The 22,474-nt window shown below is 66.8% G+C and carries 17 protein-coding genes; 4 read left to right on the top strand and 13 right to left on the bottom strand.

The window, feature by feature from the left end; all coding sequences use genetic code 11:
- Positions 1-7: 7 nt before the first annotated feature.
- The 7 genes from AC1Q5B_RS17485 to smc all read right to left on the bottom strand — a co-directional run bounded on the left by AC1Q5B_RS17485 (position 8) and on the right by smc (position 7,269).
- Positions 8-340 (bottom strand): low molecular weight protein tyrosine phosphatase family protein, encoded by a 333-nt coding sequence (locus AC1Q5B_RS17485; protein ID WP_492632742.1) that lies wholly within the window; start codon positions 338-340, stop codon positions 8-10.
- 44 nt (positions 341-384) lie between these two features.
- Positions 385-825 (bottom strand): hypothetical protein, encoded by a 441-nt coding sequence (locus AC1Q5B_RS17480; RefSeq protein ID WP_492632741.1) that lies wholly within the window; start codon positions 823-825, stop codon positions 385-387.
- A gap of 173 nt (positions 826-998) precedes the next feature.
- The gene (locus AC1Q5B_RS17475) at positions 999-1,346 is read right to left on the bottom strand and encodes a DUF2200 domain-containing protein (protein ID WP_492632740.1); all 348 of its coding nucleotides are present in this window, start codon (positions 1,344-1,346) and stop codon (positions 999-1,001) included.
- A gap of 155 nt (positions 1,347-1,501) precedes the next feature.
- Positions 1,502-1,945 carry a hypothetical protein gene (locus AC1Q5B_RS17470; protein WP_492632739.1) on the bottom strand — a complete coding sequence of 148 codons (444 nt, stop codon included), beginning with the start codon at positions 1,943-1,945 and terminating at the stop codon, positions 1,502-1,504.
- Positions 1,946-2,012: 67 nt separating this feature from the next.
- Positions 2,013-2,951, bottom strand: a complete 939-nt coding sequence (locus AC1Q5B_RS17465; RefSeq protein WP_492632738.1) for a hypothetical protein — start codon at positions 2,949-2,951, stop codon at positions 2,013-2,015.
- A 43-nt stretch (positions 2,952-2,994) separates the two neighbouring features.
- Positions 2,995-3,729, bottom strand: coding sequence for a cell division protein ZipA (gene zipA / locus AC1Q5B_RS17460; RefSeq protein ID WP_492632737.1), 735 nt, complete (start codon positions 3,727-3,729; stop codon positions 2,995-2,997).
- Positions 3,730-3,765: 36 nt separating this feature from the next.
- Complete coding sequence (gene smc, locus AC1Q5B_RS17455; RefSeq protein ID WP_492632736.1) at positions 3,766-7,269, bottom strand: chromosome segregation protein SMC; 3,504 nt, start codon at positions 7,267-7,269, stop codon at positions 3,766-3,768.
- A gap of 276 nt (positions 7,270-7,545) precedes the next feature.
- On the opposite strand from smc, the gene AC1Q5B_RS17450 reads away from it, so the two are divergent.
- On the top strand, positions 7,546-8,748 hold the full coding sequence (locus tag AC1Q5B_RS17450; protein WP_492632735.1) for an amino acid aminotransferase: 1,203 nt from the start codon (positions 7,546-7,548) through the stop codon (positions 8,746-8,748).
- 68 nt (positions 8,749-8,816) lie between these two features.
- Here AC1Q5B_RS17450 and AC1Q5B_RS17445 read toward each other — a convergent pair whose 3' ends face one another.
- A complete protein-coding gene (locus tag AC1Q5B_RS17445; protein ID WP_492632734.1) occupies positions 8,817-9,899 on the bottom strand; it encodes an ABC transporter ATP-binding protein in 1,083 nt (360 codons plus the stop codon).
- Positions 9,900-10,330: 431 nt separating this feature from the next.
- On the opposite strand from AC1Q5B_RS17445, the gene glk reads away from it, so the two are divergent.
- From glk to AC1Q5B_RS17430, 3 genes are all read left to right on the top strand, one after another.
- Positions 10,331-11,338, top strand: a complete 1,008-nt coding sequence (gene glk, locus AC1Q5B_RS17440) for a glucokinase (protein ID WP_492632733.1) — start codon at positions 10,331-10,333, stop codon at positions 11,336-11,338.
- A 233-nt stretch (positions 11,339-11,571) separates the two neighbouring features.
- A complete protein-coding gene (edd, locus tag AC1Q5B_RS17435) occupies positions 11,572-13,482 on the top strand; it encodes a phosphogluconate dehydratase (protein ID WP_492632732.1) in 1,911 nt (636 codons plus the stop codon).
- 97 nt (positions 13,483-13,579) lie between these two features.
- Positions 13,580-14,239: a bifunctional 4-hydroxy-2-oxoglutarate aldolase/2-dehydro-3-deoxy-phosphogluconate aldolase gene (locus AC1Q5B_RS17430; RefSeq protein ID WP_492632731.1), complete on the top strand. Its 660-nt coding sequence runs from the start codon at positions 13,580-13,582 to the stop codon at positions 14,237-14,239.
- 333 nt (positions 14,240-14,572) lie between these two features.
- On the opposite strand, the gene AC1Q5B_RS17425 is transcribed toward AC1Q5B_RS17430, so the two are convergent.
- The 5 genes from AC1Q5B_RS17425 to AC1Q5B_RS17405 all read right to left on the bottom strand — a co-directional run bounded on the left by AC1Q5B_RS17425 (position 14,573) and on the right by AC1Q5B_RS17405 (position 22,457).
- Positions 14,573-17,698 carry a discoidin domain-containing protein gene (locus AC1Q5B_RS17425; RefSeq protein WP_492632818.1) on the bottom strand — a complete coding sequence of 1,042 codons (3,126 nt, stop codon included), beginning with the start codon at positions 17,696-17,698 and terminating at the stop codon, positions 14,573-14,575.
- A gap of 57 nt (positions 17,699-17,755) precedes the next feature.
- Positions 17,756-18,577 carry a carbohydrate ABC transporter permease gene (locus AC1Q5B_RS17420; protein WP_492632730.1) on the bottom strand — a complete coding sequence of 274 codons (822 nt, stop codon included), beginning with the start codon at positions 18,575-18,577 and terminating at the stop codon, positions 17,756-17,758.
- Positions 18,574-19,458 carry a carbohydrate ABC transporter permease gene (locus AC1Q5B_RS17415; protein ID WP_492632729.1) on the bottom strand — a complete coding sequence of 295 codons (885 nt, stop codon included), beginning with the start codon at positions 19,456-19,458 and terminating at the stop codon, positions 18,574-18,576. The genes AC1Q5B_RS17420 and AC1Q5B_RS17415 overlap by 4 nt, the downstream gene beginning before the upstream one ends.
- A complete protein-coding gene (locus tag AC1Q5B_RS17410; RefSeq protein WP_492632728.1) occupies positions 19,455-20,738 on the bottom strand; it encodes a sugar ABC transporter substrate-binding protein in 1,284 nt (427 codons plus the stop codon). Before AC1Q5B_RS17410 ends, AC1Q5B_RS17415 begins: the two co-directional genes overlap by 4 nt.
- Positions 20,739-20,819: 81 nt before the next feature.
- Complete coding sequence (locus AC1Q5B_RS17405) at positions 20,820-22,457, bottom strand: glucoamylase family protein (RefSeq protein WP_492632727.1); 1,638 nt, start codon at positions 22,455-22,457, stop codon at positions 20,820-20,822.
- Positions 22,458-22,474 lie beyond the last annotated feature (17 nt).

Here is a 22,474-nt window from a genome sequence, read left to right as displayed (position 1 = left end):
CCGCAGATCAGGCCGCGGGCAGGAAGCGCGATACCTTCCGCTCGAGCAGGCAGACCAGGTCCGGGTCCATGTACTCGTAGTCGTCCGGGATATCCAGGCAGATCACCCGCGCGCCCTTGAGATGCTGATCGAACTTCGCGGATAGCCGATGGCGGTGCGCCTTCTCCATCACGAAGACGATATCCGCCCACGCCAGCAGTTCGGGCGACACCGGGACTTCGGCATCGTTGCCCAACCCCGCGGACGCCGTCTCGATGCCCGGCCAGTCGGCGAACACCTGCTCGGCCGTCGGGCTGCGCAGGCGGTTCTGGGTGCAGATGAAGAGGACGTTGCGGGGCATGGCGCAAGTGTGCGGGATCGCGCGGCGGCGGGCCAAGGCCCGCCCTATGCCTTGGGGACGTAGGCGGGATTCGGCATCAGGCCGTGGCGCTGGATGCCGATCAGGAAGCAACTGGAGGTGGCCACGCCCAGCAGTCCGTAGACCGCATCGATCCCGTCGCGTGTATTGAGGATCGGCACGAATCCTTCGTAGATCAGGTTCACCCCCGCGATCGCCAGACCCAGCCACATCACGTGGCGCAGGCGCACGCCCAACAGCAGCCAGAGATAACCGATGCCGCCGTGCAACAGGCTGGCGATCACCAGGTTGGACACATGGCTGTACACATCAGGAGCCAGCGCGAGCAACCACGCCGGGCGAAGGCCGTCCACTTTCCGGCCCATGAACAGCAGCATGTTGGCGGCAAGGAATACGAAGAACGCCAACGTCGCGCCCAGCCTGGGCAACCATCGAGGCACGGTGAGGATGTTGGGCATGCGTGCCATGCGGTGACAGTCCGTGATAGCGGCGGGCTTTGCAAGCCGGGATGTCCACGCGCGGATGCGACAGGCTGGTGAGCGAAGCAAACCCGAGGTGCGACACGACTCGTTGCAGCTCAACCGGTGGATAGACCGGCTTTGCCGTTGAAAACCGCCTCCGGACCCACCCTTCCTGACGACTACCGCAGGATCTTCTCCATCGCCTTCCCCTTTGCCAGTTCGTCGACCAGCTTGTCGAGGTAGCGGATCTTCTGCATCAACGGGTCATCGACATCTTCCACCCGTACGCCACAGACCACGCCCTTGATCAACGACGCGTTGGGGTTGAGCGCCGGCGCCTGGGCGAAGAAGGTCTCGAAATCGACGTTGTCGCGGATCTGGCGTTCGAGCCCAGCCGGGTCATAGCCGGTCAGCCAGAGGATGACCTGATCGACCTCCGCCTGTGTGCGGCCCTTGCGCTCGGCCTTCTGCACGTACAGCGGATACACGCTGGCGAAGGAGGTGGTGAAGATGCGGTGGCCAGACATCGTTGTTCCCCCAGAGGCACGCGATGACGCGATGGAGAGCAATCGTAGGATGGGTGGAGCCGCAGGCGGTTCTTAACGGCGAAGCCGGCCTACCCATCGCCCTTGCCGGTGAGGCATCCATGATGGGTATCGCTACGCTCCACCCATCCTACGTGCTAGTCGGCTGATTCCATCGCGTGCACGCAGATCGCGCCTGGCCATTGGCCGCCATGACCACCCATGGGCCAACGACCCCTGCCATCGTTCGAACCGGGATCGTAAACGCCACGCACCGTCACACGTCGACCAATCAGGTCATCGCCGCTCCGACCCAGGAGCCAGATGCCACGACGAAAGTCCATCACGGCCGACGGCGCCGGATAGATCGCGGAGTTCTCGAAGGACACGTGGTAGAAGCCGGAGACCTTGATGGGTTTCGCCTGGAACCTGGCGGGTTCGGCAATCACCTGCTCGATCGTGGTCGATTCATAGGCTCCGGAGGCATCCGGGCAACCGAACAGGGCCAACACCTCCTGCTGTTCGTCGCTGACGGTGACGCGCTCGGGATTGCAGCCTATGACCAGCGCAGCCAAGGCGACGCCCCCTACACGTCGCATCATCGAATCTCTCCGCACTTTTCAATGACGGAATCGATGGGTATCGCCCTCGGCTCCAGCCATCCTGAACTCAAGCAGTAAGTTGTTGAACATCGATCCCCTTTGATCGCAGCAACCCCCTTGCTCGACCCAAGGATTCACCTAACAACTCATGGATCAATAGATCTGCGTAGAGACATTCCATGTAGTCCGTCAAGTCTGTTGAGATTCTCTTACGAATACCGTTATGAACAATTTTGGATCGAAGACCAAAGAGCCTTCCTGCGCCAAACTCGAGAGAAGCCAAGGCCGGAGCTATGCCGTAGGCAGCACCTAGCGCCGCATTCATTTCTGAGACGTTCGTTGACGTCATTGTCAGCGTCTCAAGAGCAATCCAGAGACTTAAGAAGCTATCCAACCCCTCCGCCTGAACACCCTTAATATGCCAATGAAGGGAGAGGCAGATTTTTTGTTTCCTAGCGGGATCACTTCCATCGATTTTCTCGCGACATCGTGGAAAGCGACTCAGAACCTCTGCAGACAGATCCGGCGCAGGGAGATCAAAAGGGAGTCGTACATGCGCTCCCCCGACTGCGATCGACCCATCTTGCCTGCCTGCAATCTGAACAAACAATCGACGGCATGCAATGTTTCTGTAGTTCGTCGACACCAAAAGCGAGATGTATTCTAAAGAACGCTCTGCGAGCTCGGATTCACGATTCGTATCGCTGCGCCGGTGAGGCTGAATCGTTATCAGCTTCGGCGAGAACTCCGAAGTAGATACACGATGCTCCGCTGACATTTCTACTTGTCGATTCTCGCCAAATTTGATCTTGACTCCCGCCATTTCCAAGTAGTCAAGACTCGCTGACTTTATGAGAACAATGATGTTCTCGAAGCGAAATATTTTTCGGGAGACCGCCTCTGGCGCTAGAGCCAGCTCGTAGGCCTCAATGTACAAAGCGTCATGGTGGCCTGAGCTAAACCACTGCGAGTCCGCCGCATCCGCTGGATTGAATGATGCTGGCATTCCTTGGCCCTCTGACCTCTGATGCACACCGATCCGACATGCCTCACCACCGCGGCGCCTTCGTCAACGGTGGCGCCTCATGCTGCCGGTCGTACGCACGCAGCTCCTCGCGGATGTGCTGGATGCGCTGGCGGCCGAGGGTGTTGCGGCTGTCGTCGAGGACCACGCCGCCCAGCAGCTCGGCCATGCGCTCGACGTTGGGGACCAGCTTCTCCCACGCTTCAAGCGCGGTCATCGGCGCCGGCAGCGTGAGGAAGAACGCGATGGCCGGGGTTTCCAGCGTACGGATGTTGGCCATGTCGAAACTGCCCGGCTGCATGATGTTGGCCATGCTGAAGACCGGGCCGCGTTCCGGATGCCCTTCCACCAGCCGGTGGAAGACGTTCATGTGGCCGAAGGTCAGGCCGGTCTTCTCGGCCGCCACCACGATATCCTCGCCGCGCAGCACCTGCCCGGCCTTGGCCGCGACGTACAGCGAGACGATCTTGTCGAAATCCTGGTTGGGCCGCTTGCCCAGGTCGCTCTCCACGCCCGCGACCGGCGTGCCGCCGGCCAGGCCCAGTTCGGGCTGGCTGACGCGTTCGTCGTTGTAGTCCTGCAGCTGCTCGCTGGTGTCGTCGCCCGACAGGCTGGGCTCCACGCGCGCGGTGTCGCGCTCGGTGGTCTCGATGCGGCGGCCCTGACTGGGCTTCTTGGGACGGCCGAACAGGAAGATCGCCGCCAGCAGCAGGACGCCGGCGACGAGGATTCCGATTCGCAGCATGGCCATGTCGGACACAGGGGATTCTCCGGCAGGGTGGAATGTGGGTGGGCGTCAGGCGGCACCGGCGAGGCGGGCGGCCTCTTCCAGGTCCACCGACACCAGCCGGCTGACACCGGGTTCCCGCATGGTAACGCCACTGAGCTGGTGTGCGGCTTCCATCGTGGCCTTGTTGTGCGACACGAACAGGAACTGCACCTTCTCGCTCATCTCCTTCACCATGTTGGTGAAGCGGCCGACGTTGGCTTCGTCGAGCGGCGCGTCGACTTCGTCCAGCAGGCAGAACGGCGCGGGATTGAGCTGGAAGATGGCGAACACCAGCGCCACCGCCGTCATCGCCTTCTCGCCGCCGGACAGCAGCGAGATGTTGGACACGCGCTTGCCCGGCGGGCGCGCCATGATGGCCACGCCGGTGTCGAGCAGGTCTTCGCCGGTCAGTTCCAGGTAGGCATGGCCGCCACCGAACAGGCGCGGATACAGCTGCTGCACGCCAGCGTTGACGCGGTCGAAGGTGTCCTTGAAGCGGCCACGGGTCTCGCGGTCGATCTTGCGGATCGCTTCTTCCAGCGTTTCCAGCGCGGTGGTCAGGTCGACATGCTGCGCGTCCAGGTATTCGGAGCGCTGGCTGGCTTCGCCGTACTCGTGGATGGCGGCCAGGTTGACCGGCTCCAGCCGACGCATGCGGCCGTCGATCTGGGTGACGGTCTGCTCCCACTCGCGCAGGTCGGCGACCTCGGGCAGCGTGTTGATGACGTCTTCGAGCACGAAGCCGCCGGCGACGACGGCTTCCGACAGCTGCTCGGCCTTCAGCGCCAGCGCCTGCTGGTCGAGCTTGCGCTGCGAGATGCGCTCGCGCTGGGCCAGCGCCTGCTCATCGCGCTGCTGGCGGGTCTGTTCGTACTGGCGCAGTTCGTTGTCGATGCCTTCCAGCAGCGAGCGCGCTTCGGCCAACTGGCGGTCGGCGGTGATGCGGTGTTCCAGCGCGGCCTGGCGCTGGGCTTCCAGCTCCTGCACCGGCGAATCGCCTTCGCTCAGCTGCAGGGTGAGTTCTTCCAGCCGTGAATCCAGATGGCCGCGCTGGCCCCCCATGCGATCCAGCGCCTGGCTCAGCGAGACGATCTGGGTGCGCTGCGACTCCAGCGTCAGCGCGAGGGCGTGGGCGGTGTCGCGCGAGGTGCGGGCGGCTTCGCGCGCCTGGTCGCGGGCCTCGACCAGCTGGCGGCGCTCGCCTTCCAGCGCCTGCCGGGCGGATTCCAGGTCGCCCATGCGGGTGACCGCGTCTTCCAGCTTGGCGCGGGCTTCGCGGGCCTGCTCGCGGCTGGTGTCCAGGGTTTCGACCAGCTGGGCGATTTCGCCATCGATGCGTTCGAGACGGGTGCGCGTGGCGTCCACCTTGCCCTGCTGGCTCTGTAACTGGCCGGCGAGCTCGGAGACGCCGCGGTGCGCCATGTACAGCGTGCGCTGCGCGTCTTCGCGCTGCTGTTCGGCGGCGAGCAATGCGTCGCGCAGACCGGCCAGGCGCTCCTCGAGTTCGGCTTCGCGCGCCTGCAGCGTCTCGATCTCGCCGCGCAGCGACTGGATCTCGCGCTCGCGCAGCAGTGCGCCCTGCTTGGCCGCACCGGAGCGCAGCACGCGTACCCAGCCGGCGCCCAGACGCTCGCCGGTACGGGTGATGACGGAATCGCCCTCGCCCAGCTGCGCCTGCAGGCGGCGGGCTTCGGCCAGATCCTCGGCCACGTGCAGGCGGGCCAGCAGGCGACGGATCGCGGCCGGGCCCTGCACCTTGGCGGCCAGCGAGGTCGGCGCGTGCGCGACATCGCCACGGTCGTCCGACACCAGCGCGATGCGGCCGTCGCCGAGTTCGCCCAGCGCGTCGACCAGGGCTTCCGGGGCATCGACCAGCACGCCTTCGATCAGCTGGCCGAGCGCCCCTTCGACGGCGTTCTCCCAGCCCGGCTCGACGGTCAGCTTTTCGCCGACGCGGGCGGCATTGTCCAGGCCGCGCGCCTTCAGCCAGCTCATCGCGGCGCCCTGCTCCTGGCCCAGCGCGGCGTGCTGCAGGGTTTCCAGCGAGGACAGGCGGCCGCGCGCTTCCTGCGCGCGCTTGCGCACGTCGGACAGCTCGGTCTGGGTTGCGCGCTGCTGTTCCTGCACGTCGGCGGCGCCCTGCTTGCGCGCCTCCACCTGCTCGGTCAGCGTCTCCAGCGATTCCTTCTGGGTGTCGTGCTGCAGCTGCAACTGCTCGAACGCCGATGCCAGCGCGTCCAGGTCCAGCCCGGTGCGTTCATTGGCCAGCGCTTCGCGACGGCGCTCGGCTTCCAGCGACTGCCGGTCGAGGTAGTCGACGCGGGTGCGCTCGACATCGCCGGCGCGCGAGGCCTCGGCGGAGTCGCGACTGTGGGTTTCCCAGCGCTGCTGCCAGTCGGCCAGCGCGGCCTCGGCCTCGCGCAGCGCGTCCTGGCGGAACACGTCCTCTTCGCGCAGCTGCTCGAGCTGCGGTTCGGCATCGGCGACCGATTCGCGCAATACGGCAAGGCGGGTCTCGTCGCCGCTGATGTGCTGGCCGAGTTCCTGTAACGCGTTGTGCGCTTCGTCGCGCGCCTTCTTCAGGCGGTCGGCGAGCTCGCGCTGGTGCTGGATCTGCTGTTCGATGCGGGCCAGCGTGCTGCCGACCTGGTAGACCTCGCCCTGCGCCTTGTTGAGTCCGTCAGCGGCTTCCTCGCGGCGCACTCGGTCGGTTTCCAGCAGGCGCTCGGCTTCGCGCTGCTCGGCGATCAGCTGCTGCAGCTTCGTCTCTTCCTGCGACAACGCCTCGCGCAGCCCCTGCAGCTTGCCGTCCAGGCCGCGGTACTCCAGCGCCTTCCACTCGGCATCCTTGACCCGGCGCTCTTCCTGCAGCGCCTTGTACTGCTCGGCCTGCTTGGCCTGGCGCTTGAGGTGCTCGAGCTGCTTGCCGATCTCCTCGCGCAGGTCGTTGAGGCGGTCCAGGTTCTCGCGGGTGTGGCGGATGCGGGTTTCGGTTTCCTTGCGGCGCTCCTTGTACTTGGAGATGCCCGCGGCTTCCTCCAGGTACACGCGCAGGTCTTCCGGGCGGGCCTCGATGATCTGGCTGATCATGCCCTGCTCGATGATCGAGTAGCTGCGCGGGCCCAGGCCGGTGCCGAGGAACAGGTCGGTGATGTCGCGGCGGCGGCACTTGGTGCCGTTGAGGTAGTAGTTGCTCTGGCCGTCGCGGCTGACCAGGCGCCGGACCGAGATTTCGTTGAAGGCGGCGAACTCGCCGCTGATGGTGTGGTCGCTGTTGTCGAAGATCAGTTCCACCGAGGCCTGCGACACCGGCTTGCGGGCGGCCGAGCCGGAGAAGATCACGTCGGTCAGCGAGTCGCCGCGCAGGCGGCTGGCCGAACTTTCGCCCATCACCCAGCGCACGGCGTCGATGATGTTCGACTTGCCGCAGCCGTTCGGGCCGACCACGCCGGTCATGTTGGTCGGCAGGTGCAGCACGGTGGGATCGACGAACGACTTGAAGCCGGACAGCTTGATGGTGGAAAGGCGCATGCGACGGTGTCTTCCGGGCACCGCGACCGGACCGGTCCGACGCGCTGCCGCAAGTGTGAAGTGGGATCAGCTTTGACTGCCAAGTGATTGATTCCGTGGCAATCAGGCCTGCCGTCAGGCACGCCAACGGATGAGTATAGCCGCCCATGACACACGATGCCCGGACCTGCGGGCGCCGTACGCCGATGGGCCGGCGGCGTACGGAGAAGGCCCGCGCCTGTTAGCATCGCGGGCGGCTTTACCCCCCCTCCCTCACACATCAACGGTCCCCACTCCGTGTCTCTTTTTGCATCCGTCGACCTGGTGCCCGGCGACCCCATCCTGGGGTTGACCGAGGCGTATAACGCCGATCCCCGTACCCAGAAGGTCAACCTGGGCGTCGGCATCTATTACGACGAGCAGGGTCGCATCCCCTTGCTCGAGTGCGTCCGCCAGGTGGAACAGGCGCTCGCAGCCGCCGCCAAACCGCGCGGCTACCTGCCGATCGATGGCCTGGCCGCGTACGACGCCGCCACCCGCGAGCTCGTGTTCGGCAAGTGCTCCGACCTGGTCGCCGCGGGCCGCGTGGCCACGACCCAGACCGTCGGCGGCAGCGGGGCGCTGCGCGTCGGCGCGGACCTGCTGAAGAAGCTGCTGCCGCACGCCACCATCGCCATCAGCAACCCGAGCTGGGAGAACCACCGCGCCGTGTTCGGCGCGGCCGGCTTCGACATCGTCGACTACACCTACTTCGACGCCGCCACGCACGGCCTGGATTTCACCGGCATGCTCGCCGACCTGGGCCAGCTGACGCCGGGCACCGTCGTCCTGCTGCACGCCTGCTGCCACAACCCCACCGGCGCCGACCTGACCGTCGAGCAATGGACGCAGGTCGCGGCGCTGCTGAAGGAACGCGGCCTGTTCCCCTTCATCGACATGGCCTACCAGGGCTTCGACAAGGGCATCGCCGAGGATGGTGCGGCGGTACGCATCGTCGCCGAGGCCGGCATCGACAGCTTCATCGTCGCCAACTCGTACTCCAAGTCCTTCTCGCTGTACGGCGAGCGCGTCGGCGCGCTGTCGGTGGTAGGTCCGGACGCCAACGCCACCAAGGCGGTGCAGTCGCAGGTCAAGCGCATCATCCGCACCATCTACTCCAGTCCGTCGACACACGGCGCCGCACTGGTCGCCGGCGTGCTGGCGAGCAGCGAGCTGCGCGCGCTGTGGGAAAGCGAACTGGGCGGCATGCGCGAGCGCATCCATGCCCTGCGCGCCGGCCTGGTCGACAAGCTGGCGGCCCTGGGTGCGCCGGAGTTCGCCTTCATCCAGCGGCAGGCCGGCATGTTCTCGTACTCCGGTCTGAGCAAGGCGCAGGTGGACCGGCTGCGCGACGAGTTCGGCATCTATGCGGTCGGCACCGGCCGCATTTGCGTGGCGGCGCTGAACCAGCAGAACCTGGCCTACGTGGCGGAGGCGGTGCGCACGGTCAGCCGCGGCTGACCTGCATCGCCATGGGGTGCGAAAAAGGGAGGCATCGCCTCCCTTTTTCTTTGCCGGACCAGAGAATGTCAGCCCAGGCGCAGCCCGCTGTCCGGATCGAAACAGTGCAACACCGCATTCTCGACGGTGACGCGCAACCCCTGTCCCGGTTCCGGCAGCACCTGCGGCGGCATGCGGGCCACCAGCGGCTGCCCGGCGAAGCGCAGGTTGACGAAGACTTCGTTGCCGACCGGTTCGATCAGGTCGACATGCGCTTCGAACGCAGGCTTGCCGATGCCCGCCGGCTGCAGATGTTCCGGACGGATGCCCAAGGCGATGCGGCGCCCGATCCACGCGTCCGCGACGGCCGCGTGACCCAAGGGGACCTGACCGCCCCCGTCGAGCGTCAGCTGCAGGCCCTCGTCCTGCCTCAGCGTGCCGTGCAACACGTTCATCGCCGGGCTGCCGAGGAAGCCGGCGACGAACAGGTTGGCCGGCTTCTCGTACAGCGCCATCGGCGTGTCGATCTGCTGGATCTCGCCATCCTTCAGCACCACGATGCGCTGGCCCAGCGTCATCGCTTCGACCTGGTCGTGGGTCACGTAGATCATGGTGGCCCCGAGCTGGCGATGCAGGCGGCCGATCTCGGTGCGTACGGAGTGGCGCAGCTTGGCGTCGAGGTTGGACAGCGGTTCGTCGAGCAGGAACACCGACGGTTCGCGCACCAGCGCACGGCCCAGCGCCACGCGCTGGCGCTGTCCACCGGACATCTCGCGCGGCAGCTTGCCCAGCATGTGGGTCATGCCCAGCGTCTCCGCGGCCGCGTTGACGCGGCGGTCGATCTCGGTGCGTGCCACGCCGCGCAGCTTCAGGCCGAACGCAAGGTTCTCGGCCACGGTCATGTGCGGGTACAGCGCATAGCTCTGGAACACCATCGCGATGTCGCGGTCTTTCGGGGCCACGTCGTTGACGCGCCGTTCGCCGATCAGCAGGTTCCCGTCGGTGATCTCTTCCAGTCCGGCGATCATCCGCAGCAGCGTGGACTTGCCGCAGCCGGACGGACCGACCAGCACCATGAGTTCGCCATCGGCGATGTCGAAACTGGCCCCGTGCACGGCCACTTGGCCGTTGTCGTACACCTTGCGCACGCGGTCGAGTTTGACGCTGGCCATCATTGCTCCGGTCGGGCGACGCCCGTGTGTGTTCGCTGCGGCCCGGCCCTCCCGGGTGCACGCACGTCCTGGTCGGCGATACGTACGGCCTCCCGTTCCGAGGTCGGGGAAGTTGCGCTATTCTGCCATGTAACCGTTTTCACGACGCAAGCGGACTGCGTGCCGATGCCACCCGAAGCGCCCGCATCTCCCATGCCGTCCTTTCGTTCCCCATCCGTCCGTCACCGCCGTCGCGTGGCCACGTATTCCCGCATGCCGCGTACGTATACGGATGGCGCACGCACACGCGGGCTTGCGCGCCGCCGGCGCGGGTGCGCGCTATCATGCGCCGCCCACGCGACGTGGCCCTTTCACGGCAGCACAGGATCGACCAGGCGAATGCAGCGGACCCGTTTTGGAAGTCACCCCGCATCGAACAGGATGTTTGCCGCATGAGCAACACCGATCGCGTCCTCCTTGCCGACATCGGCGGCACCAACGCGCGTTTCGCGCTGGCCGATACGTCCGCCTCCGTGCCGCTGCTGGACGACAGCGTGCGCGAGTTCGTGGTCGCCGACTTCCCGTCGCTCGCCGATGCCGCGCAGCACTATCTCGATGAAACCGGCGCGACCGCGCAGAACGGCGTGTTCGCCGTCGCCGGCCGCGTCGATGGCGACGAAGCCCGCATCACCAACCATCCCTGGGTCATCTCGGTGAACCGCACGCGGCAGGCGCTGGGTTTCCAGGGCCTGAAGCTGGTCAACGATTTCGCCGCGCAGGCGATGGCGGTCTCGCTGCTGACACCGCGCGACGTGGTCGCCATCGGCGGCGCGCAGTGGAGGCCCGCGCCCTTGTCGGTGCCGCGCACGTACGCCGTGATCGGTCCCGGCACGGGTCTGGGCGTAGCCGCGCTGGTGATCCGCGACGGTCGCGCGTATCCGCTGGAAACCGAAGGCGGCCACGTCAGTTTTCCGCCCGGCACGCCGGAGGAAATCCGCATCCTGGAAATCCTTTCGGCGCAGTTCGGCCGTGTGTCGAACGAGCGCCTGATCTGCGGTCCCGGCCTGGTCAACCTGTATCGCGCGCTCAGCGAGATCGCAGGCGAGGATCCGGGCGGTCCGCTGGAACCGAAGGACGTCACCGCGCGCGCCGCCGCCGGCGATCCGCGCTGCGTGCGCACGCTGGACGTGTTCTGTGCGGTGTTCGGCGCGATCGCCGGCGACCTCGTGCTCACGACCGGCGCGTGGGACGGCGTATTCCTCACCGGCGGCCTGGTACCGAAACTGCTCACCTCGCTGCAGCATTCCGGTTTCCGCCAGCGCTTCGAACACAAGGGCCGCTTCTCGCCCGCGATGGGACGTGTGCCGACGTTGGCGAACATGCATCCGCGTCCCGGCCTGCTGGGTGCGGCGGCGTATGCGGTCGAACTGTTCGGACCGAAAACGCCAGCGCACGCCTGACGGTTTTGCGCAGATGCGCGCTGCAACGCAACACACGCGGCGCCGCGACATGCGGACTGGTCTGACTTTGGTCGCTTTCGCGCCCGCAGCAAAGGCGGTAGAAAGCATCATGCCCTCGCCGTCGTTCACTGCCCTTCCCCTCCACGTGCTGGAGCCGCGGGAAGGTCGCGCGTCACGGCCTCCTTTCGCCACGCCATGCAGAATGACGACGTCTGCAGCCTAGCCCCACGCCCATGAGCCTGCACCCCCGCATCCAGGAAGTCACCGAACGCATCCGCCAGCGCAGCGCCCCGGTGCGCCGCGCCTACCTCGACGGCATCGACGCCGCGAACCGCGATGGTCCGCAACGCGCGCGCCTGAGCTGCGGCAACCTGGCTCACGCGTTCGCCGCCTGCGGCCCCACCGACAAGGGCCGGCTGCGCGCCGACGTCACCCCGAACCTCGGCATCATCAACGCGTACAACGACATGCTGTCGGCGCACCAGCCGTTCGAGCATTACCCCGAGATCATCCGCCAGGTCGCGCGCGACCTCGGCGCCACCGCGCAGGTCGCCGGCGGCGTGCCGGCGATGTGCGACGGCGTGACCCAGGGCCGCCCCGGCATGGAACTGTCGCTGTTCTCGCGCGACGTCATCGCGCAGGCGACGGCCATCTCGCTGAGCCACGACATGTTCGACGCCGCGCTCTACCTGGGCGTATGCGACAAGATCGTGCCTGGCCTGCTGATCGGCGCGCTGGCGTTCGGCCATCTGCCGGCGGTGTTCGTGCCGGCCGGTCCGATGTCGCCGGGCATCCCGAACAAGGAAAAGGCCGCGGTGCGCGAACGCTACGCCGCCGGCGAAGCCACCCGCGAGGAACTGCTCGAAGCCGAAGCCGCGAGTTACCACGCCGCCGGCACCTGCACCTTCTACGGCACCGCCAATTCCAACCAGGTGCTGCTGGAAGCGATGGGCCTGCAACTGCCGGGCACCTCGTTCGTCAATCCCGATCAGCCGCTGCGCGATGTGCTGACGCGCGCCGCGGCCGAACGCGCGCTGCGCATCACTGCGCTCGGCGACGACTACCGTCCGATCGGCCGCCTGATCGACGAACGCGCCATCGTCAACGCGATGGCGGCGTTGATGGCGACCGGCGGTTCCACCAACCACACCATCCACTGGATCGCGGTCGCCCGCTCGGCCGGCATCGTGCTGACCTGGGACGACATGGACCTGCTGTCGCAGACCGTGCCGCTGCTGGCACGGGTATATCCGAACGGCGAGGCCGACGTGAACCGCTTCGCCGCCGCCGGCGGCACCCAGTTCGTGTTCCGCGAGCTGCTCGATGCCGGCCTGATGCACGACATCACCACCATCGTGCCCGGCGGCCTGCGCGCGTTCTGCGACGAGCCGCGCCTGCAGGACGGCAAGCTCGCCTACGCGCCCGGTATCGCCGCGAGCGCGGACGAAGAGGTCGCACGTCCGGTATCGCGCGCCTTCGAAGCCCAGGGCGGCCTGCGCCTGCTGCGCGGCAACCTGGGCCGTTCGCTGATCAAGACGTCGGCAGTGAAACCGGAGTACCGCTTCATCGAAGCGCCGGCGGTGGTCGTCGACGATCCGCGCGCGCTCAACAAACTGCACGCCGCCGGCGCGCTACCGCACGACTTCATCGCCGTGGTGCGTTACCAGGGTCCGCGTGCGAACGGCATGCCGGAACTGCATTCCCTCGCCCCGCTGCTCGGCCTGCTGCAGAACCAGGGGCGCCGCGTCGCGCTGGTGACCGATGGCCGCCTGTCCGGTGCGTCCGGCAAGATTCCCGCTGCCATCCACTTGACCCCGGAAGCCGCCCGGGGCGGCCCGCTGGCGAAGCTGCGCGAGGGCGACATCATCCGCCTCGATGCGGAAGCCGGCACGCTCGAAGCGCTGGTCGGGGCGGACGAATGGGCGGCGCGCGAGATCGCGCCCAACACCTCGCCGGCCGCGCTGGACCTGGGCCGCAACCTGTTCGCGGTGAGCCGCGATGTGGTGACGCCCGCCGATCGCGGTGCGATGTCGATTTCCTGCGGCCTGCCCTACCACGACGGCACCTGGGAATACGACGCCGAGTACGAACTCGGCGATGCCGCGCATGCCGCGGAAGCGCCGCACGAGGCGAAGGATGCTTGACCGGCACCTGGTGGGAGCGACATAAGTCGCGAAGCTTTCCCACTTGCGTCATCGCGACTCACGTCGCTCCCACAATCGACCCAGTGCATACGTTCCCATGACCATCGAAGCCCGCCAGCAGAAAGCCGAATCCCTCCTCCGCGCCGCCGGCATCCTGCCGGTCGTCACCGTCCACACGCTGGACGAAGCACGCAAGGTGTCCGAGGCTCTGCTGACAGGTGGCCTGCCGGCGATCGAACTGACGCTGCGCACGCCGGTGGCGATGGAAGCGCTGGCGATGCTGAAGAAGGAACTGCCCGACATCGTGATCGGCGCCGGTACGGTGCTGACGACGGAGCAGATCACGCAGTCCATCGATGCGGGCGCCGACTTCCTGGTCACACCGGGCACGCCGCCGGCGCTCGCCGATGCACTCGCGGCCGCCGATATCCCCGTGGTCCCCGGTGCCGCCACGCCGACCGAACTCCTCGCGCTGATGGCGCGCGGCTTCCGCGTCTGCAAGCTGTTCCCCGCCACCGCCGTCGGCGGCCTGGCGATGCTCAAGGGCCTGGCCGGTCCAATGTCGGAACTGAAGATCTGCCCCACCGGCGGCATCACCGAAGACACCGCGGCCGACTACCTGTCGCAGCCGAACGTCGTCTGCATCGGCGGCTCGTGGATGGTGCCGAAGCACTGGCTGGAAAACGGCGAGTGGAACAAGGTCACCGAAAGTTCGGCCAAGGCGGCCGGCATCGTGCAGCGGGTGCGCGGCGGCTGAGCTTCCCTGTAGGAGCGACGTAAGTCGCGACCGCACGACGCCAGAGTCCCTGCAGCATCCGTAGACAGAAGGGCAGGTCGCCGGTGTTCGAGTGGACCTCGCGCGGCTGTGTCCACGGCATTTCATCGGCACGGTCGCGACTCACGTCGCTCCTGCATCGGTTCGCGGCTGCGGATGGTGATCGTCAGACCCGCCTGTCGCCAACCTACCGCCCCACCATGCCTCCGTCCCGCGACGTGACACGGAGCTGGGCTTGCTCGGCCTGCGCAGGCCGAACTTGCCCGGTTAATGACGTCGAAGCAGCGGAGCAAGCTCCGCTCTACGACGGGACGATCAGCGTGCCTTGATCGTGACGCGTGCCGGCAGCGTGGCGATGCGCAGCTCGCCGTCCTTCCAATGCGCCGGCTTGCCGTTGACGCGCGTCTCGCCGGGCGTGCCTTCGTACGGCCACGGCAGCACCAAGCCACCGGCGGGCAGCTTCAGGCCGGCCTTCGCTTCCAGCACCACCTCATCGCCCTGCTTGCGCAGCGTATAGCCGAGCACGCCGTTGGGCGTGCGCAAGCCGTCGATGGCGATGCCCTCGCCGTCCAGCCAACTCGCCGGCACGCCGGCCGCCAGCACCAGGCTGTCGTCCACTTCGCGCGTGTACGCGAACATGTCCAGCGCCGAGCGCACGAAGTCCGAGGCCACCCACGCGTGCGGCAGGTCGCCGACGAAGAACGGTTTGCGCGGCGTGCGAGAGACCACTTCCGCCCACTGGTTCCAGGCCTGCGGCGCACGGTCCTTGAAGAAGAAATCCAGCACGTCCCAAGCGCGCTCGCGCCAGCCCAGCCGCACGAACGCGGCGACGTTGCGCCACTCGTACGGCGTGTAGTCCTTCCACTCGCGCTGGCCGTCGCGGCGCTGCACGAACTCCGTCCAGTAGCGTTCGAACGTCCCGTTCAACAGGTCCGCCGGCAGCTTGCCCTGCTCGCCACCCGGCGCCAGGGCGATGGTCGTGGAGGTCGGATCGAAGTCGCCGATCTCCGCCGCGCCCGGCAGGTAGGTGATGCCATGCAGTTGCGTCGCCGCATGCAGGGAAGCGTAAAGATCTTCGCGGAACTGGTCGCGCGACGCGGCCATGCGCTTCGACGCCGCAGTCTCGCCCAGCGCATCGGCGACCTCCACCGCATCCTTGTAGCCGCGCAGCGCCCAGAAGTTGTCCCAGTACGAATGCATCGGCTTGGCCGAATAGCCTTCGTGGCTGATCGACGCCGGCATCATGCCGTAGAACGCCGCGTTGACGGCGCGGTTGGCCTCGGTACGCTCGCTCAGGCGCAACTCTTCCATGTAGGCGAACGCGCCCTGCACGTGCGGCCACATCCTGCGCAGGAAGGCCTTGTCGCCGGTGTAGCGGTAGTACTCGGCCACGTTGAAGATCAGCTCGCCGTGGCTGTCGTTCTCCGGCACCGGATCGCTGCCGCGGTCGTCGACGCAGCACGGCACCTTGCCGTTCCTGAACTGGTACGGCGCGTACCACTCGACGTACTCCTTCACCACTTCGGGACGGCCAAGGCGCAGCAGGCCCTCGGAGATCATCGCGCCGTCGCGGATCCAGCTGCGCGAGTACGAACGCGTGCCCGGCTGCAGGCGCGGGCCGATGCGCGAGATCAGCATGTGCGCCAGCGCGGTGCGCAGCGTGTCGGCGACCGGCTGGCCTTCGGCAGGCACCTGCAGCTTCATCTCGCCGAGCTTGCCGCGCCAGATCGCGGCCGTCGCCTGCTGGTCGCGCGCCGCATCGATCCGCGCGGGCAGCCTGCCTTCGAGCGGGGCGACCCAGTCGATGTCGCGGCTTTCGCCCGGCGCCAGCGTGATCCGGTACAGCACGGCGGCCGATGCGAGTCCCGTCGACTCACCGGCGACCTGCGCGTCCGGACCAACGGACATCCCGTCCATCGACGCCAGCCGCTCGCGCACCAGTCCCTCATCGAAGCGCGACGCCAGTGCCGCATCGGGCTGGGCGAAGCGGAGGCTGGCACGCCCGTTCACGCTGACCACGCCATCGCGCACGGCGAGATCGTTGATCGGACTGAAACCGCCCGTCGTGTTGAGGAACTGGCTGGGTGGATTGACCTGCCAGGGCTGCACGGCCAGCGCCAGCACGTACTCGCGCGCCGTGCTGCCGGTATTCGTCAAGCGATGGCGCGCGACGACGCGCGAGTCACCGGGCTTGCCGGCGGCGAACGCGGTGGTCGCCAGCGCGAAGTCCGCGTGTCGCCACGCGACGGTCGGGATCGGCAGGTAGCCGTCCTGCAGCGACTGCGTCGCCTGCACGTCCGACCAGCCGATCCAGCGACCATCGACCTGCACGAAGGGCTCGACGCTGACGCCGCCCTTGGCGATTTCGATGGCGCCGTCTTCGCCGATCAGGCCCTGCTCCCTCCCGCCGTCGAGGCCTACGATGGTCCAGTACGGCTGCTCGCCGCTGAAACCGCGCGGAAACCAGCCCTTCGGTGCTTCGGCGGCCATCGCCTTGATCAGGTCGTTCGGATGCGCGGCGAACGCGAGTGGCTTCACTTCCAGTTCGGCCAGCGCGAACGAACGCCCCGGACCGTCGCCGAGGGTCAGCCGCACGTAGCGCGCTTCCGACTCCGGCAGCGCGAGATAGTCGTTGCCGCCGTTGCCGTCGACCACGGTGCGCGCATCGCGCCAGCGCAGACCGTCATCGGACAACTGCACCAGGTAATCCGACGCATGCTGGCCCGGTTTCCAGCGCAGCACGACGCCGCCGAACTCGCGCACCTTGCCCAGGTCCAGCGTCAGCTGCGGATCCTTGTCGCCGTGCAGGTCGGCCGACCACGCCGTCTCCGGCTTGCCGTCCACCGCAAGGGCCGCGGCGCCGGCAGGAAAGGCGACCGACGCACTGGCCTTGCCGGTCAACGGGGCACCGTCGTCCACCGGCAACGGTTGGAATGTGAGCTGGTCGAAGCAGACCGATCCCTTTCCGCCCACGTTGTTGTAGACGGTGAACTCGAGTTTGACGCTCCTGCGCAGCACGCGGTCGGGATCCGGACCCCATGCCTTGTCGATATGGCGCTGCTTGTAGCGCACCGGCGTCCACGTCGCCGGATACTCGTACTTCGGCCGGTTCACCCACCAGACGTTGTCGCCACTGGCATCCACCACCTTGAACTGCAGGTCGTTGCGCGGCGACTCGCCGCGCAGCTGGAAGCCGAACTGGTAGTTCTGTGGATAGTCGATCAGGAGGTCGCGCTGGATGCCGGCGTGACCCGAAACGCCATTGAAGTCGTAGTCCAGGCACATCGCCTTGCCTTCCACGCCATCGACCGACCGCAGCGCACCGCTGACCTGATTGGAGGTCACCACGCGCCACGTGGACGCGTCGTCGAATGCATCGAGCACGCGCACTGGCTCGGCCGAAACGGCACCGGCCAGCGGAAGCAGCAGCACCCCGGCCATCCGGCGGGTATGGGTGGACAGCATGTTTTCGTCTCCGGCAACGGACCGCAGCGGGAATCAGCCCTTCACGCTGCCCAGCAACAGGCCCTGGATGTAGTAGCGCTGCAGCACAAGGAACAGCAGCAGCACCGGCAGGATGGTGACGACCGAACCGGCCATCATCAGCTCGTAGTCCATCACGTGTTCGCGCGACAGGCCGGCCAGCGCCACCGGCAGGGTCTGCAAGGCGTCGTCGCTCAACACGATCAGCGGCCACATGAAGTCGTTCCATGCGCCGAGGAAGCTGAAGATCGCCAGCGTCACCAGGATCGGTTTCAGCCCCGGCAGCACGATCTGGAAGAAGATGCGCGCCTCGCTGGCGCCGTCGATGCGCGCGGCCTCCAGCAGCTCGTCCGGGATCGAGCGCGCGTACTGGCGCACCAGGAAGATCCCGAAGATCGCCGCCATGCCCGGCACGATGGCACCGGCGTAGGTGTTCACCAGGCCCATCTGCTTGAGCAGCAGGAACAGCGGCATCATCGCGACCTGCGCGGGGATCACCAGCGCGGCGAGCAACGCGCGGAACGTGCGGTCGCGCCCCTTGAAGCGCAGCTTGGCGAACGCGTAGCCGGCCATCGTGTTGAACAGTAGCGACAGCAGCATCACGCTGGTCGAGACGATGAAGCTGTTGACCAGGTAGCGCCCCATGCCGGCGCGCACGAACAGTTCGCGGTAGTTGTCCAGCGTCGGCGCCGACGGCAGCAACGGCGGCGGGAAGTGGCCCGCCTCGCCGGTCTGCATGAAGGATACGGACAGCATCCACAGCAGCGGGCCGATGCTGACGACCGCCAGCGCGACCAGCAGCGCATTGACGACAAGAGTGGCAAGGCGCTGGTTCATTCCACGCCCCGCCTGCGCGCGAACCACAGCAGGCCGCTGGTCACCACCGTCATCAGCAGGAACAGCAGGAACGCCACAGCGGAGGCGTTACCCAGGTTCCACCACTTGAAGCCTTCCTCGTACATCAGGTACAGCACGCTCTTGGTGCTCTCCAGCGGACCGCCCTGCGTCATCACGTAAGGTTCGGCGAACAGCTGGAAGTAGCCGGCCATGGTCAGGATGCCGACCAGCAGCAGCACCGGCCCGAGCTGCGGCAGGGTGACGTGGCGGAATTGCGCCCACCGCGAGGCGCCGTCGATGCGCGCGGCCTCGTAGAGGTCTTCGGGGATGCTCTGCAGGCCGGCGAGGAAGATGATCATGTTGTAGCCGAAGTTCTTCCACACGGCGAACAGGATGATCGTCGGCATGGCCCAGGCAGGATCGCCCAGCCAGTCGATGGGATCGATGCCGACCCACGACAGCCCCCAGTTCACCAGGCCGTACTTGGTGTGGAACAGGTAGCGCCAGATAACCGCCACCGCGACCACCGTGGTCACCACCGGCGCGAAGAACGCGGTGCGGAAGAAGCCCTTGAAGCGGCCCAGCCTGGAGTGCAGCAGCAACGCCGCGCCCAGCGACAGCGCGACCGACAACGGCACGCCAACCAGGACGAAGTACACCGTATTGCCCAGCGACTTCCAGAACATCGGGCTCTGCAGCAGGCCGATGTAGTTGTCGAAGCCGACAAAGCGCAGGTTGCCGATGTCGGCCAGCGCGTAGATGTCGAAGTCGGTCAGGCTCAGCGCGAGCGCGGCCAGCACTGGCAGGCCGAAGAAGATCACGATGACCGTCAGTGCGGGGGCGGCGAACAGCCAGCCGGCGAGCGAGTGCGAAGACTTCACGGTGCCGCTCCCGTGTTCGCTGCGTGGTCCAGCATCCAGCGCCGCTTCTCGAGGATGCGGTCGGCGCGACGGTCCAGCTCCTCGGCGGCCTGGTCGACCGTCAGCCGGCCGTTCGCGACCTGCTCGCCGACGAGCCGCATCTCGGTGGCGATGCGCTCCCACTCCGGCACCTTCGGTGTGGACACTGCGCGCTCCAGTTGCTCGCGGAACGCCTTGGCGTATGGATCATTCGCCAGCGCCGGCGTCTGCCACGGCGAGCGGCGCGGCGGCAGGTCGCCGGTCAGCGCATGGAACTCCGCCTGCACGGCCGGCGACGATAGCCAGGCGATCAGCTGCCAGGCGGCGTCCTTGTTCGGCGAATCCTTGAACACGACGAAGCTGGTGCCGTTGGCCAGCGACGCGCCGGGGCCGTTCGGGCCCGGCAGCGGCATCGTCATCCAGTCCTTCTGCTGCGCGGCCGGCAGGCGCTCCTTGAACTTGGCGATGTTCCAGGGACCGGAGATATAGAACGAATAGAAGCCTTTGCCGAACTCGTCCCACACGTTGGAAATCTGGTTGTTGGTCACGACCGGCGCCCACTGCCGGTCGAACATCTCCTTGTAGAAGCCGAGCGACTGCTTGAACCCCGGGCTGCGGAAGTTGCCGTAGCGGCCGTCGTCTCGCAGCAGCGGTTCCGGCTGCTGGATCGCCAAACTCAACAGCGGCTCGAATTCGTTGAGCGGCAGCAGGATCGCGTAATTGCCCGACCCGGCGACCCGCTTGACCTCGCGCATCGCGACGCGCCATTCATTCCAGCTGGCCGGCAAGGTCGTCACGCCCGCCTTGGCCAGCATGTCGCGACGGTAGAACGGCAGGCGCGTTTCGACGTACCACGGCACCGCGTAGGCGCGGCCCCCGATCACGCCGGTGTCCCAGACGCCGGGGAAGAAGTCTGCCTGGTCGAAGCCGGCGGTCGCCGAGATCTCGTCGTCCAGCGGTTCCAGCGCACCGAGGGCGGCGAATTCCGGAATCCAGGTGTTGCCGATCGGGCTGACATCCGGCAGCGATTCGCCAGCGAAGGCGGTCAGCAGCTTCTCGTGGGCGGACAGCCACGGCACGATCTGCAGGTCCACGCGAATGTCCGGGTGCCGACGCTCGAACTCGGGCAGCAGCTTCGCGACGATCTCGCCCTCGTAACCCATCACCCAGAACCGCACCACCCTGCGCTCGTCCTGCGTGCGTGCGCAACCGGCGGCGGCGAGCGCGGCGACGATCAGCAACGCAAGCAAACAGCAGCGCACCAGGGCCCTCCTTCCACCGGAGAAGACCCTGATGCGTGCTGGAGAGACTCCCGCTGGCGCACGCCGATCCATGCGGACAGCTTACTCGGGCTGCTGCGGTCGCGCCGCCTCGGGCTGCGAGGCCTGGTTGGCACGCGACTCCGCGGTGCCCAGTGCGCGCGCCGCGGCCGCATCCAGATCCGGTGGCGCGGTCGGCGCCGTCGCGGCGCTCGCCGCGCCCTGCTCCGTCTTCGCGTCCAGCCAGCCCCCCTGGAAACCGGCCTTCTTCAGGCCATCGCGGATATACGGATTCTTCTTCATCACGCTCCAGACGAAGTCGTTCCGGTAGTTCGCGATCATCGCCAGGATCGGCCCCTGATCGATGCCGATGTAGTCGCTGGCCACCCAACCCTTGCCCGGCACGATGCGGCCGGTCTTCAGCGGAATGTCGTAGTCGAAGCTCGGATTGAACGAATCCAGGAAGCCGTAGCTGGAATAGAGGTAATCGCCGTAGCGGCGATGGATCTCCTCGGTGGCCGGAATGACGATCTCCGGCGCGAACGGCAGCGAGGCGATCGCCGCCGTCGGCGCGATGGTGCCGTCGTCGAAGTTCTCGCGGAAGCCTGCGCCGCGCGCCGAATAGTGGCGGAACGGACGCTGTTCGCCGCGGTACTCCTGCGTCGTCTGCTGCGGGCCGTCGGACGCCGTCAGGCCCCAGACATTCTCGCCGTAGTCCTTCCACTTCATCGGATTCTCGGTGGCGTAGGCGCGTTGCGCGTAGGTGGCGCGCCGGCTGTTCTCGAAGTAATCCATGCCGCGCTCGCGCATGTACGCGTCCTGGATGCCGCGGAAATCTATCCAGACGTGGCTGTACTGGTGGCCGAAATGCGGTGCGAACGTCAGGTATTCCTGGCCCTGGAAAACGCCCCATAGTTCGCTGTAACTGCGCGTCCACACTTCCCACGCTTCGGGCCCCACCGGATGCGTCGGCGACGCCATGGCCAGCACGTAGACCATCATGGCTTCGTTGTAGCCCTTCCAGTCATGCGGAATGATGCCGCTCTCGGGGAACCAGCCCATCGAGATCAGCGGCTTGTTGTTCTGCAGGAACGTCCAGTCCACGCGCTTGTAGAGGGTGTCGGCGATCGCGCGGATCTCTTTCTCGCGTGCGTCGTCGCGGTCGTAGTAGGACTGGGCGAACAGCACGCCCATCAGCAGCAGCGACGTATCCACGCTGGACAGTTCCACCCAGGTGTTGAAGCGCTCACCGGTGTTCATGTCCAGGAAGTGGTAGTAGAACCCCTTGTGGCCCGCCTTCCCTTCCATCTGCGGACCCTGCGGCACGTCGCGCAGGAATTTCAGCGTGGTCAGCGTGCGGTCCACCGCCTGCGTACGGCTGACCCAGCCGTTCTCGATGCCGATCGGATACGCGGTCAGCGCGTAGCCGATCGAGGCGATGCTGGCGAACGGACGCGACGGGTAACGGTCCGGCGTCATGCCGTTGGTTTCGTTGGTGGTATCCCAGAAGAACTGGAACGTGCGGCGCTCGATGTCGCGGAACAGGGGCGGCAATTCCGGCTTCGCCGGCGGTTCGGGTTTGGCAATCACGGCGGGGGCAGCGGGTTTGGCGGCGACGGGGGCCGCCTTCTCTTCCGGCGCCTTCTGGCAACCGGCGATCAACAGAGTCAGCGCGACGCCGATGAACCAGGACGCATGCGGGGCTGGGGTGATCTTGTTCAAAGCGTTTTCCTGTTGTA

This window comes from Pseudoxanthomonas sp. GW835-FHT14C01 (assembly GCF_058793715.1).
Note: the sequence above shows the minus strand (reverse complement) of the source record. Positions and strands in the feature narration are given on the sequence as shown.